This is a genomic window from Blautia sp. OF09-25XD, from assembly GCF_003482095.1.
Taxonomy (GTDB): domain Bacteria; phylum Bacillota; class Clostridia; order Lachnospirales; family Lachnospiraceae; genus Fusicatenibacter; species Fusicatenibacter saccharivorans.
In genome coordinates, this window is record NZ_QUMG01000001.1 from 149,376 (window position 1) to 163,151 (window position 13,776).

Below are 13,776 nucleotides of genomic sequence, written 5' to 3' on the forward strand. Positions count from 1 at the left end.
AAAAAGTTCCGCCTCTGTTTTAGAAAAACAAAAAACGGAACTTTCTTTATCTGTGATACTTATGATGCCGGAAAAGTCAGACTTCCATCAGAAGACCTTTCATATAAGCTTTTAAGATTTTCTTTTTCTCCAGCGAAAGATTATTGTAAAGCGTAATGATTTCCTGCTGTCCTTCGGTAAGCTGCAGGGCATCCGGCTCGTCGAGAAAGAAATCGGCAAGTGTGATGCCGAAAGCGTCGCAGAGCTTCTGCAGGGTAGGGATGGTTGGAATATTGGTGCGGTTTACCATATTATTTAAGGTAGAATAGGGAATGTCCGCCTCTTTTGCAAGACGGTAATAAGTCCAGGAACGCTCTTTGCATAAATCCTGAATGTGCTGTATCACATCTTTATCTCTCATAAAAAGATACCTCGTATTCCTATGTAATGTAGCGGCATGAAAATTGCTACTCACATATATTATACGTCTGTAAAAGAATAGAAACAGATCTTAAAGAGAGATGCAGAAAAGCTGTACAAATAAGAAATAATGGGAATTTGAGAGAAAAAGAGAGAAAAACCCGGCAGGAAAATAAGGTCTCCCGCCGGGTTCTGCAATCGTTTCAAAGTCTGTGATTCTTACTCTTCGGTGGAATTTTCTTCCATCTCGTTGAACTGCTCGGTATCCATCAGCTCGTCGAATGCGTCTGCTGCAATTTCGTACTCTTCATCGGAATCGATGTTGTCGAGGTTCGGCTGGCCGTTCTCTTCGTAGTAACGATACAGATAAACTTCGCCGTCTTCGTTCTCGCCGTTTTCATCGAGCGGCAGAAGAGCGATGTACTCTTTCTGGTTCGGAGCTGGGAAAATGGTCAGTACGGCACATTTTACTTCGGTATCGTCGTCCAGTGTCAGGGTAACAGTCGGCTGATCCAGATCCTGGCAGTCGCTGCCGCAGTCTGCGCAGTCTCCGCTGCAGGATGCGCTGTTGAATAATTCTTCACTCATTTGTATTACCTTCCTTTTTCGTGTTCAAGTCTTATCAGGTTCTTGTCTGCCATTCTAACAGATAATAGAAAAAAACACAATGGCTGTGCCGGGAAAGCAGAAAAAATGCGGCTGATACAGGAAAATACGGAAAAGATACAATAAATAAGAACGAAAAAATGAAAAATTAGTCGTATTTTCTATTGACTGTTTTCGGGTACAGTTTTATACTATCACTATTGAATCTAAATATACAGGCAGCTGAACAAACTTATCCTCAACTGCCGGGGAGGCAAAAAATGGATATCAGATTTGAAAAAAGAGAACATTTACAGGAAAAACCGGATCAGAAAAATCTTGGATTCGGAAAACACTTTACAGACTATATGTTTGTCATGGACTGGGACAAAGAGCAGGGATGGCATGATGCAGCAATCGTACCGTACGGCGGAATCCCGATGGATCCTGCAACCATGGTACTTCACTATGCACAGGAAACGTTCGAGGGACTGAAAGCCTACAGAACAGCAGAAGGAAAGATCCAGCTGTTCCGTCCGGAAATGAACGCACGCCGTATGATTAAATCCAACGAGAGACTCTGCATGCCGGGCGTACCGGAGGAGATGTTTGTAGAGGCTGTCAAAGCACTGGTTAAAGCACAGGAAGACTGGGTACCGTCTGAGCCAGGTACATCTCTTTACATCCGTCCGTTCATGTTCGCTACTGAGGCAAGCCTTGGCGTACATATGGCAAAATCCTACAAATTCGTTATCATCACCACTCCGGTTGGAGCATACTATGCAGAGGGCATCAACCCGGTTAAGATCCTGGTTGAGGATGAATATGTTCGTGCAGTCAAAGGTGGCACAGGATTTACAAAATGCGGCGGTAACTATGCAAGTTCCATCGCAGGCCAGGTAAAAGCAGAGAAGATGGGATGCACCCAGGTTCTGTGGCTGGACGGCGTACATCGTAAATATGTAGAGGAAGTTGGAACCATGAACATCATGTTCAAGATTGCCGGCGAAATCTACACCGCACCGCTGGAAGGAACTGTTCTTCCGGGCGTAACCCGTGATTCCCTGATCCATATCTTAAGAGACTGGGGATATAAAGTAAACGAAACACATCTGTCGGTTGACGATCTGATGAAAGCAGGTCATGACGGCACACTGGAAGAAGCATTTGGTACTGGTACAGCAGCAGTTGTATCTCCGGTTGGTGAATTTGTATACAAGGACGATTCTGTTGTTGTAAATGACTTCAAGATCGGTGAGCTGACCCAGAAACTGTACGATACCCTGACCGGTATCCAGTGGGGTAAACTGGAAGATAAATATGGCTGGACTACTCCGGTAGAATAAACCATATAAAACAGAAAAATGCAGATAAGGGGGTCCTTCCCGCACAGCGGTGCGGGGAGGATTCTTTCGCTTCAGAAAAAGATTCAGAAATCGTTTGAAAGGAAACAAAGCAGAATGGATCAGAATCGAATGCCTCTTGTGGAGGCGTTACAACAGTTCCGGGAGGAAGCACCGGCCTATTTCCGTATTCCGGGACACCGGTTTGAGCGCGGGCTGGATGAGACGTTAAACGGAGCGTCGCTTGCGGCGTATGACCTCTCGGAGGCAGAAGGGCTTGACGATCTGCATCACGCGGAGGGCGTGATTGCAGAGGCGCAGAAACTGGCGGCGGAAACGTGGAAGGCAAAAAAAACTTTTTTTCTTGTCAACGGCACAACATGCGGCAACGAGGCGATGGTGCTTTCGTCTGTGAAAGAGGGCGAAAAAATCATTGTTCCGCGAAACGTGCACAAATCGGTGCTGATGGGCCTGATTTTAAGCGGAGCCACACCGGTTTATGTGATGCCGGAGTACAGCACGAAATGGCAGATGTGGGGCGGCGTAACGCCGGAGACGATCGAAAAAGCCTTCGCGGAAACGCCGGATGCGAAAGCCGTACTTCTGGTCAGCCCGACGTACTACGGTCTTTGCAGTGATCTGCAGGCGATCGCAGAAATCTGTCACTGCCACAACGCAGCGCTTCTTGTCGATGAAGCACATGGATCGCACCTCTATTTTTCCGAACAGCTTCCTCTCGGCGCACTGGAAAGTGGTGCGGATGCCTGCGCGCAGAGTATCCACAAAACGGCGGGTTCCTTTACACAGAGCTCCTTCTTATCACTCGGTTCTGGCCGTCTCGATGAGGCAAGAGTGGCCGCCAATCTGCAGATGGTACAGAGTACATCGCCGTCCTACCTTCTGATGGCATCCCTCGATGCGGCGCGGCGCGGGATGGCGCTGCACGGAAAAGAGCGAATGGAACGCGCGCTGGAACTCGGCCAGAGGGCGCGGCAGGAGCTTGCAAAGATCAAAGGAATCGAAGTTCTTGGGACCGAGATGGAAGGAACGTGCGGCGTATGGAAGATCGACCTGACGCGTCTTGTATTCTCGGCAAGAGAACTTGGTATTTCCGGCTACGATCTGCAGGTGCGTCTGTACGAGGAATACCGCGTCAGTACAGAGCTTGCCGACGAGGAGAACGTGGTCTGCGTTATTACCTGGGCAAACAGCGAGGAAGATATCACACGGCTGATCGATGCGCTGGCAGGAATTTCGGCAGCAGAGAGCGGGAAAACGACGGGGCGGACGAAGTTTACAGAAAAGCAGTGGCTGTTCCGCAGCCTGCCGGAGATGGTAAAGACACCGCGCGAGGCATATTTTGCGGAGAAGGAAGCCGTTCCGTTTGCAGAAGCGGAAGGACGAATTGCAGCCGAGATGGCAGCCCCATATCCGCCGGGAATCCCGCTCATCTGCCCGGGCGAGCGGTACAGCAGAGAAATGTTGGAACTGATGCGCCAGTATAAAGCAGACGGCTGCGAATTTCACGGACCGTCGGATGCGTCGCTGGAAGTGCTGTATGTTCTGAAAGAGGAATAAAAGAAAACGGAAGTCGGTTCCCAGCGTTTTGCAACAGAAACCGCAGAGAACAGACTGTAAGGAAAAGGAGATGAATTGCGTATGAAAAAAATGATATCCTGGAACGTAAATGGACTGAGAGCCTGCATGAAGAAAGGCTTTCAGGAATACTTTGAGGCGGCAGATGCCGATATTTTCTGCCTGCAGGAGACAAAGCTGCAGGAAGGACAGATCGACCTTGAGCTGCCCGGCTATCATCAGTATTGGAATTATGCGGAAAAGAAAGGATATTCCGGCACGGCCCTGTTTACCAAAGAGGAGCCGATTTCTGTTCGCTATGGTATCGGAATCGAAGAACATGATATGGAAGGCCGTGTGATCACGGCAGAGTTTCCGGAATACTTTGTTGTAACCGTCTACACACCGAATTCACAGGATGAATTAAAACGCCTTGCCTACCGGATGGAGTGGGAGGATGCGTTTCTTTCTTACTTAAAAGGACTGGAGCAGGAAAAACCGGTGATTTTCTGCGGAGATCTGAACGTCGCAGCGACCGAGATGGATATCAAAAATGCAAAGGCAAATGAGAAAAACGCCGGCTTTACGAAAGAGGAGCGCGAAAAATTTGCTGTGATCAAAGAAAAAGGCTTTGTTGATTCCTTCCGTATGCTGTATCCGGACACCGTGACGTATTCCTGGTGGTCATACCGCTTCCAGGCACGCCAGCGGAATGCAGGATGGCGGCTTGATTACTTTATGGTATCAGAGTCCTTAAAAGATGCAGTTGCAGATGCCAAAATCCATACCGAAATTCTCGGTTCCGACCATTGCCCGGTGGAACTGGATTTAGAGGTATAACAATTGGTAACATTGGTCAATTGACAATTTTATTCAAATGATTTACATTAATAGTATGACAATTGCAACAAATTATAAAAAATAAGGGCGGGAATTATGATACAGACAAAAAACAGAGGAAAATATCGAATTTTACCGGGAAATCCGGAGAAAATGGGCGCATCGGCGACGAAAGACGGATACAATTTTGCCGTAGAAGTATCAGATGGAAAAAAAGCAGAGCTTCTGCTGTACCGGAAAGGTCACCAGAAACCGTTTCTTACCGTGCCGCTTCCGGAAGAGGAGCGCACTGGCGTGATCAGTTCCGTGGAAATCACAGGCCTGACGGTAGGAAAGTTTTCGTATGCCTACCGGATGGACGAAGCTTTCTGCTTGGATCCGTATGCGGGAGCAGTAGAAGGAAGAGAAACCTTCGGTGCACCGATGGAAAAAGAAGAGGGCGCCTGCTGCTGCCTTCTCCCGGAGTACCCGGTAATGCGCACCACCTCACTGCACCGGCCGTATGAGGAGACGATTCTGTATAAGCTCCATGTGCGCGGTTTCACCAAAGACGGAAGCTCCCGTGTAAAGAACAAGGGAACGTTCCGCGGCGTGATCGAAAAAATTCCATACTTAAAAGAACTCGGTATCAATGCAGTAGAACTGATGCCGTCCTACGAGTTTTTTGAGTGGACCTCCCTTACGGAGCCAGCCTATGTATATCCGGCGCCGGCAGAAGAGAAGCGCGTGAATTATTGGGGATACGGCACAAAGGCCCTGTATTTTGCTCCGAAAGCTTCGTATGCTGCATCCGCAGATGCCGTCGCAGAGTTCGCAGAGATGGTCGATGCCCTGCATGAGAATGGTATCGAATGCCTGATGGAATTCTGTTTTGCCCCGGGAACGCCTTCTGGTTTTGCCCTGCAGGTTCTGCACCACTGGCAGCTCCGCTACCAGATCGACGGTTTCCATCTGGTCGGCGATGCATCGCTGGCAGAAGAAGCGTCCAAAGATGCACTCCTTCGGAAGACGAAACTGATTTTCCTCGGTTTTGACGGCGCACGGATCTATCAGGGAAAACGCCCGTGGTTCCGGAATTTAGGGGAACACAATCAGGCTACCAGTACCATATCCGCCGCTTCTTAAAAGGCGATGAGGGCAGCCTTTCCGACTTCACCTATTATCTGAGAAGAAGCCCGGAGACACACGGTGTGATCAATTATCTTGCGGATCACGACGGTTTTACCCTGTATGACAGCGTTTCCTACGAACAGAAACACAATCTGGACAATGGCGAAGACAATATGGATGGTTCCAACGAAAACCTGACCTGGAACTGCGGCGCAGAAGGCGTGACCCGGAAACCGGCTGTGCGCGCGCTGCGTCTCCGCCAGCTGAAAAATGCCGTTCTCATGCTGATGACAAGCCAGGGAACACCGCTGATTTACGGCGGCGATGAATTCGGCAACAGCCAGAAGGGCAACAACAACGCCTGGTGCCAGGACAACAAAACCGGCTGGATCGACTGGAAAGCAGCCGCCCGGAATCCGGAGTTTGCCGCCTTTGTAAAAGCAGCAATCGCCTTCCGGAAGGCGCATCCGGCGCTGCACGGCGAACGCGAGCCGCGCCTCATCGACTACAAATCCTACGGCTGCCCGGATATGTCCTTCCACAGCCAGAGAGCCTGGTTCTCCCAGATGGAAAACACATGCCGTTTTATCGGCGTCATGTACTGCGGAAGCTATTTCCAGGATAAAGACGGCAACAAGGACGACGACCTCTATATTGCCTACAACATGCACTGGAATCCGCATGAGCTGGCACTGCCGTCCCTCCCGGAGCAGAAGGTCTGGTATCTGACGGCCGACACCAACACACCGGAAGTCTTCCTGACAGAAGAAAATCAGAAAAAAGTCAGCGCAAAAACGGTCATCGTGCCGCCGCGCAGTATCATAATTTTAACAGGAAAGCAGGAGAAGAGGCAGAATGATGAAAGCATGGCAGCACTTTAAAACCATTACCACACACAAAATGTGGGTCATGCGGTACTGCTTCAAAATAGGACTGTACTGGCAGGGACTGACCCACGACCTCTCGAAATATTCGCCGACGGAATTTCTGGTCGGCATGAAATACTATCAGGGCGACCGGAGTCCCAATAACGCCGAGCGCGAAGACACCGGCATGTCAAAATCCTGGATGCACCATAAAGGGCGCAACAAACATCATTTTGAATACTGGATTGATTACGGTATCAATTGTGACACCATCATCAAAGGCGTCCCAATGCCGCGCCGTTACGTCGCCGAGATGATTATGGATCGCATCAGCGCGTCCCGCGTCTACCTCGGAGACGCTTATACCGATCAGGCGCCGTACCAGTATCTCAAAAAAGGAATCGGCCACCTCTGGTTCGTCCATCCCGAGACACTCTCGCAGCTCGAATTTCTGCTGCGCATGCTCTCGGAACGCGGCGAAGACGATACCCTCTATTACATCCGCTACCATTTCCTAAAAGGTGACCCCGTCCCGCGAATGCACTGTCCTCAAGAATGCACCGTCTACGAAGAGGCCATCCGCAAGAAAGTGTCCCCGTCCACTCATTAAGGTATTGGACCCACCCGCCCTCCCGATATCCTGAGCGTCCCTTTCCCACAACAAAAATACAACTTGTTACAACAACCGTACAAGTTGTATTATAAATTCCAGAAAGGGGAATCACCAATCACATGGAACCAACCACCGGCAAAGCCAAATACTACACCCTGATGGAAGCCCTAAAAGAGCAGATTCTCTCCGGAACCATAAAACCCGGCCAGAAGCTTCCCTCCGAAAACGAACTGACCCGGGAATACGCCCTCTCACGCCACACTGTCCGAAAGGCCCTCGCTCTTCTCGAAAATGAAGGCTATATCACCGCCCAGCACGGCAAAGGAACCTTCTGCTCCGAGCGCGTAATCCAGCGTCATAATTCAAAAAACATCGCCGTCACCACCACCTACCTGTCCGACTACATCTTCCCCCGTCTCATCCAGGGAATGGATCGAGTGCTGAGCGAAAACGGCTACAGCATTATCTTAAAGAACACCTGCAACAGCCGCTCCAAAGAAGAAAAAGTCTTAAAAGAACTCCTCGACAAGCCCATCGACGGCCTCATCATCGAGCCGAGCAAAAGCCAGATCCTCTGCCGCCACATCAACTTGTACGAAATGCTGGACAAGTACCAGATCCCGTATGTCTTCATCCAGGGCTGCTACCCCCAGATGGCAGACAAGCCCTGCATTCTGATGGATGACTGCAAAGGCGGCTATCTGCTGACCCGGCACCTTTTAGAGACCGGCCGACGAAACATCATCGGCATCTTCAAGGCCGACGACAGCCAGGGCGCCCAGCGCCATAAAGGCTACGTGCAGGCGCTGCAGGAAAGCGGAATCCTGTATGATCCCGAAAACGTCATCTGGTTTCACACCGAAGACCGGAAAACCAAACCGTCCCTGATGCTTTCCATGCTGCTCGACAGCAAAAAGTCCGTCGATGCCGCCGTCTGCTACAACGACCAGATCGCGCTCGCCGTCATCTCCATGCTGGAAGAAAAGGGAATCTCCGTGCCGGAAGACATCGCCGTCACCGGATACGACAACTCGCTGATCGGCCAGAGCAGTCCGATCGGGATCACGACCATTGCCCATCCGCAGGAAAAACTCGGTGAGATGGCAGCAGAGCTCATTCTCGAAAAAATCAGAAAAGTCCCGGAAGAAGAAAGCAGCGTCAAACGCCTGATTTCCCCGGAACTCATCGTAAGAGAATCCACCGCAGGAAAAAATCTGTCAACAGAGACGAAAAAATAGAAAAGAACCCAAGGGAGGAAAAAACAATGGGAATGGATGCAAAAACAGCAATCCTCGAACAGAAAACAGCACTTGGCATTGAGTTCGGCTCAACCAGAATCAAAGCCGTCCTGATCGGCGCAGACAACGCCCCGATCGCATCCGGAGATCACGAGTGGGAAAACCGCTATGACAACGGCGTGTGGACCTACACCCTCGAGGACATCTGGACGGGCCTGCAGGATGCCTATACCAAAATGGCAGCTGATGTCAAAGAAAAATACGACATTACCCTGACCCGCGTCGGAGCCATCGGCTTCAGTGCCATGATGCACGGCTATATGGCATTTGACAAAGCAGGAAACCTCCTCGTGCCGTTCCGCACCTGGAGAAACAATATCACAGAAGAAGCAAGCGAGAAGCTGACCGATCTTTTCGGATTCCACATCCCGCAGAGATGGACTATCGCCCATCTGTATCAGGCAATCTTAAACGGTGAGCCGCATGTGGCAGATATCGACTACGTGACAACCCTTGCCGGATACATTCAGTGGAAAATGACCGGCGAGCGTGTCGTTGGTGTCGGCGAGGCATCTGGAATCTTTCCAATCGATTCTGAAACCAACACTTACTTTGCCGACATGATTGCCAAATTTGACGAGGCAGTCGCAGATAAAGCATATTCATGGAAAGCACTCGATGTTCTGCCGCACGTTCTGACCGCAGGTGACAATGCCGGTGTTCTGACAAAAGAAGGTGCCGCACTTCTCGACATGTCCGGAAATCTGGAAGCGGGCATTCCGCTCTGCCCGCCGGAGGGAGATGCCGGAACAGGTATGGCAGCAACAAACAGCGTCCGCGTCAGAACCGGAAACGTGTCTGCCGGAACTTCCGTTTTTGCTATGATCGTTCTGGAGAAGAACCTCTCCAAAGTATACCCGGAGATCGATATGGTAACAACCCCGTCCGGTCATCCGGTTGCCATGGTGCACTGCCAGAACTGTACTTCTGATCTGAATGCATGGGTCAATCTCTTCCGTGAATTTGCGCAGACCTTCGGCATGGAAATCAGCACGAATGATCTGTTCGGCAAGCTGTACAACAAAGCCCTGGAGGGCGACGCAGACTGCGGCGGACTCCTTGCCTACAACTACTTCTCCGGCGAGCACGTAACCGGCTTCAACGAGGGCCGTCCTGTCTTCGCACGTACTCCGGATGCGAAATTCAATCTGGCAAACTTTATGAGAGTCAACCTGTTTACTTCCCTTGGCGCCCTGAAAGTCGGCCTTGATATCCTGATGAAAGAGGAGCATGTGCAGGTCGACCAGATTCTCGGCCACGGCGGTCTCTTCAAGACAAAAGGTGTCGGCCAGAAGATCCTCGCAGGTTCAATCGACGCACCGGTTTCCGTTATGGAGACAGCAGGAGAGGGCGGAGCCTGGGGCATCGCACTGCTGGCTTCTTATATGATCAACAAAGAAGAGAATGAAACACTCGAGGATTACCTCGATGCAAAAGTCTTCGCAGGAAATGCCGGAACCAAGATGGATCCGGACCCGGCAGACGTCGCTGGATTTGAAGTGTTCACCGAGCGCTACAAAAAAGGCCTGCCGATTGAGCGTGCAGCAGTAGAGAGCTTAAAATGAACCATCGTTTGGGAAAGACAGAAAGGACAACACAATGTTAGAAGAACTGAAAAAAAGAGTATACGAAGCCAACATGCTTCTTCCAAAATACGGACTGGTTACCTTTACCTGGGGAAATGTCAGCGAGATTGACCGGGAAAGCGGTCTGTTCGTCATCAAACCAAGCGGCGTGGATTACGACCTGCTGACACCGGACGATATGGTTGTCATGGATCTGAACGGAAACAAAGTAGAAGGACGCTACCGTCCGTCTTCTGACACCCCGACCCATCTGGAGCTGTACAAAGCATTTCCGGAGATCGGCGGCATTGTTCACACCCATTCCTCCTATGCGACAAGCTGGGCACAGGCGGGAAGAAGCATTCCGTGCTACGGAACAACCCATGCAGACTACATCTACGGTGAAGTACCGTGCCTGCGCTGCCTGACAAAAGAAGAGATTGACGAGGCATACGAGGAAAACACCGGCCATCTGATCGTCAATGAGTTCAAACGGATGGGAAAAGATGTAAAAGCCGTTCCGGCCGTTCTTTGCAAGAACCACGGACCGTTCACTTGGGGCAAAGATGCGCATGAGGCTGTTCACAATGCTGTTGTCCTCGAAGAGGTTGCCAAAATGGCATACCGTGCCGAGACCATCAACCCGAGAATCCAGCCGGCACCGCAGGAGCTACAGGATAAACACTATTACCGTAAGCATGGTGCAAATGCTTATTACGGACAGAACTAAAAAAGAGTAAGAAGATAAGAAAAGTGTCATCCACAAGCTGCAGGGCACACAGCCCGCAGGTGGATGACACTTTTTTGATAAAAACATTTTTATGATAGAAATCTGCTTTTAAAATCAAGTGGTCGTCTGACGCCGGATCAGAAGCGGCGGAACGGTCTTGTGAACCGGCTCGGCAAGCGGCACCGGGTGGCGTTTTTTCCGTTCCTGCATCTGGGAGACCAGAAGGGAAACAGCCTCGTCTGCAATCTGGTCAATCTGCTGGCCGACAGTGCTGATCGGATAGATAGCCTGCTCGGAAATCGGCGCACCGTCGAAGCCGATGAGTTCGTAATCGTCCGGCAGGGTATGGTACTTGCGGATCAGAAGATTTAAAAGAATATTGGCATGATCATCGTTGGAGAGGAAGATGCCCTTTTTCTGACCGGCATATTTTTGTTCGATGTTGTCAAAGATTTCCTGCAGCGGTGCTGCGGCTTCCTGATAGGAGAGTCCAAAATCCCGAATGATAACCTTGTGCGGTACACCGGCCTTTACACAGGCATCCTGGAAACCGGCGAGACGGCGGTAGGCAGGAACATTTTCTTTGGTCGGTGAGTTCAGATGAATCAGGACATCACAGTGGTTATGAATCAGAAGCGAAGTCGCTTCGTACGCGCCGAGGTAGTTGTCTGTATTGACACTGCTGACGAACTGGTCTTCGCGCTCAATTGCAACGACCGGGATCTGCAGATCGGAGAGTTCGCGGGAGGAGAGTGTATGGGAGAGGACGATGAGGCCCTCGATTTTGTACGACATCAGCTCCTGAATGTAGCGGTGCTCCGTCTCGTCGTGGCCGTTTCCGGCGAAGACGAGGAATTTATAGCCATATTTCTCATAAGAAGCAAGAATCTGATTCAGCATCTCGGAATAGTAGTTCATGGAGAGACTCGGGATCAGGACGCCGACAAATTCGGTCTGTCCGTTCGCGAGGATTTTTGCCACTTTGTTTTCTTTATAGTTCAGTTTATCCAGTGCATCGGAAATGATCTGCTGATTTTCCGGTGTCAGGGAATCCGGGTTGTTGAAATACCGGGAAATGGTTGTTTTGGAAAAATGCGTGTACTGTGCAATATCATTAAAGGTTACATTTTTTTTTCGTGCCATAAGTTCAAGTGTCCTTCCCTTCAAAAGTGTTGCGTGAATCATGTAAGCTTTCAGAAAAAAAACAAATAATATATGAAGATAGTATAACATTTCTCGCCCGCCGGAACAAGCGGGAATCGGTTAAGTAACCGGTTTTGTAAAAGTTCCACAAAAGCCAAAAACAAAATTATGGAAAATCACGAAAAGTAAAGAAAATATTGACGAAACCCACTGTCAATGCTATGATAAAGACAATGAAAGTAACCGGTTACTTGACCGGTTACACAAAACGAAGGACAGGACCCGCTGTCCAGAGATAACAGGAGGAATTGTGATGAGAAAGAAATTTAGTGCCAGGGCGGCAGCTCTTGGAATGTCCGGCGTACTTCTTACTTCTGCACTGACCGGATGCACCTTCGGCTTCGCAAGCGATCCGGATGACCCGAACGCAGTAAAAGAAGAAGTGCCGATCGACATGACCACCGATACCTTCCAGTACGATACGTCGCTTTCCGGAACGAGTATCGTCATCATGAACACAAAAGCAGAAATCCAGACAGCACTGGAAGAGATTGCAAAAGTGTTCGAGGAGAAAGCAGGCGTACATATTGAGATCATGCCGGTAACGGACGGCGATTCTCCTTATACCAAAGTAGTCAGCCTCTACAACTCCGGAAACCCGCCGACACTTTCCATTCTGGATACGACCGATGTCATTGCACTGGCAGAAGAAAAAGCAGCCGACTTAAGCAATGAAGCATGGACCGGCGAGGCAGAAGAGTACCTGACCAAAATCAACGGAAAGGTTTACAGCTTCCCGCTCTGTATCGAGGGCCGCGGTATTATCTACAACAAGAGCGTGATTGAAGATACCTTAGGTACCGAGTTCGATCCATCCGATATCAAAACCCAGGACGATTTCGCAGCACTTCTCCAGAGCCTGCGGGACAACGGAATGAAAAATCCGATCTCCATGGCAAAAGAAGACTGGTCCCTTGGAGCACACCAGCTGCAGTACATCTACGAGACATACAACGGAACCTCCGACGGTGCAGCAGAAGTCATCAACGAGCTGAAGGACGGAACCTTATATCTGCCGGACTACACCCGCATGAAAGAGTTCCTGAATACCTTTGACCTGTTAAAAGAGTACAACGTAGCAAAGGGCGATCCACTCGGCGCAGATTACGATGAGATGGCAATTGACCTGGCAGACGGAAAAACCGCTTTCTGGTTCAACGGAAACTGGGCATGGCCGAACCTTGAGGAGGCAGGAGCCGAGACGACCGACGAGTACGGTTTCCTTCCATACTTCCTGAACAATGATCCGGACGACTTCGTCAACAGCAAAATCCAGGCATCTCCGTCCAAACAGATCATGCTGGATGATATCGTGGCTACCGACGAGCAGAAAGCAGCAGCAAAAGAGTTCCTGAACTGGCTGGTTTACAGTGAGATCGGACAGCAGATGGTTGTAAAGACCTGCAGCCTGATCCCTCCGTTTAAAAACAACCCGAACGAGCCAAGCGATCCGTTAAGCCGCGACATTTACGAAAAAGTACAGAACGGCGGAGCATTCAACGCATCTGCGATCGTGCCGAACGATCACTGGTCTGTCCTTGGTGCGGCAATGCAGAAATATCTGGCCGGAAGAAGTGACCGCGAGGAACTGATAGATTCCATCCAGGCATACTGGGATGAGCAGTAAGCCGGAGGATATGAAGGAGGAA

13 protein-coding genes are annotated in these 13,776 nt (G+C 50.1%); 10 read left to right on the forward strand and 3 right to left on the reverse strand.

Annotation, left to right across the window (positions count from 1 at the left end):
* Window positions 1–76 precede the first annotated feature (76 nt).
* Window positions 77–400 (reverse strand): helix-turn-helix domain-containing protein, encoded by a 324-nt coding sequence (locus tag DXA93_RS00725; RefSeq protein WP_055218165.1) that lies wholly within the window; start codon window positions 398–400, stop codon window positions 77–79.
* Between the two features lie 218 nt (window positions 401–618).
* Entirely contained in the window at window positions 619–987 is a 369-nt protein-coding gene (locus tag DXA93_RS00730) for a DUF1292 domain-containing protein (protein ID WP_117509071.1), read from the reverse strand.
* A gap of 278 nt (window positions 988–1,265) precedes the next feature.
* On the opposite strand from DXA93_RS00730, the gene DXA93_RS00735 reads away from it, so the two are divergent.
* From DXA93_RS00735 to DXA93_RS00775, 9 genes are all read left to right on the forward strand, one after another.
* Entirely contained in the window at window positions 1,266–2,330 is a 1,065-nt protein-coding gene (locus tag DXA93_RS00735) for a branched-chain amino acid aminotransferase (protein ID WP_117509070.1), read from the forward strand.
* A 114-nt stretch (window positions 2,331–2,444) separates the two neighbouring features.
* Window positions 2,445–3,905 carry an aminotransferase class I/II-fold pyridoxal phosphate-dependent enzyme gene (locus tag DXA93_RS00740; protein WP_158554953.1) on the forward strand — a complete coding sequence of 487 codons (1,461 nt, stop codon included), beginning with the start codon at window positions 2,445–2,447 and terminating at the stop codon, window positions 3,903–3,905.
* An 81-nt stretch (window positions 3,906–3,986) separates the two neighbouring features.
* On the forward strand, window positions 3,987–4,742 hold the full coding sequence (locus DXA93_RS00745) for an exodeoxyribonuclease III (protein ID WP_117509068.1): 756 nt from the start codon (window positions 3,987–3,989) through the stop codon (window positions 4,740–4,742).
* Between the two features lie 96 nt (window positions 4,743–4,838).
* Window positions 4,839–5,867 (forward strand): alpha-amylase family glycosyl hydrolase, encoded by a 1,029-nt coding sequence (locus DXA93_RS00750; RefSeq protein ID WP_119198153.1) that lies wholly within the window; start codon window positions 4,839–4,841, stop codon window positions 5,865–5,867.
* On the forward strand, window positions 5,807–6,733 hold the full coding sequence (locus DXA93_RS00755) for a hypothetical protein (RefSeq protein ID WP_119198154.1): 927 nt from the start codon (window positions 5,807–5,809) through the stop codon (window positions 6,731–6,733). Before DXA93_RS00750 ends, DXA93_RS00755 begins: the two co-directional genes overlap by 61 nt.
* On the forward strand, window positions 6,711–7,328 hold the full coding sequence (locus tag DXA93_RS00760) for a DUF5662 family protein (protein ID WP_226906316.1): 618 nt from the start codon (window positions 6,711–6,713) through the stop codon (window positions 7,326–7,328). Before DXA93_RS00755 ends, DXA93_RS00760 begins: the two co-directional genes overlap by 23 nt.
* 122 nt (window positions 7,329–7,450) lie before the next feature.
* A complete protein-coding gene (locus tag DXA93_RS00765) occupies window positions 7,451–8,569 on the forward strand; it encodes a GntR family transcriptional regulator (RefSeq protein WP_118697219.1) in 1,119 nt (372 codons plus the stop codon).
* Window positions 8,570–8,601: 32 nt separating this feature from the next.
* Window positions 8,602–10,194, forward strand: a complete 1,593-nt coding sequence (locus DXA93_RS00770) for a xylulokinase (protein WP_334295359.1) — start codon at window positions 8,602–8,604, stop codon at window positions 10,192–10,194.
* 34 nt (window positions 10,195–10,228) lie between these two features.
* Window positions 10,229–10,924, forward strand: a complete 696-nt coding sequence (locus DXA93_RS00775; protein WP_022461490.1) for an L-ribulose-5-phosphate 4-epimerase — start codon at window positions 10,229–10,231, stop codon at window positions 10,922–10,924.
* A gap of 114 nt (window positions 10,925–11,038) precedes the next feature.
* On the opposite strand, the gene DXA93_RS00780 is transcribed toward DXA93_RS00775, so the two are convergent.
* A complete protein-coding gene (locus DXA93_RS00780; protein WP_055266684.1) occupies window positions 11,039–12,067 on the reverse strand; it encodes a LacI family DNA-binding transcriptional regulator in 1,029 nt (342 codons plus the stop codon).
* A gap of 313 nt (window positions 12,068–12,380) precedes the next feature.
* Between DXA93_RS00780 and DXA93_RS00785 the strand changes: the two genes are divergently transcribed.
* The gene (locus DXA93_RS00785) at window positions 12,381–13,754 is read left to right on the forward strand and encodes an ABC transporter substrate-binding protein (RefSeq protein WP_119207623.1); all 1,374 of its coding nucleotides are present in this window, start codon (window positions 12,381–12,383) and stop codon (window positions 13,752–13,754) included.
* The last annotated feature ends 22 nt before the right edge of the window (window positions 13,755–13,776 follow it).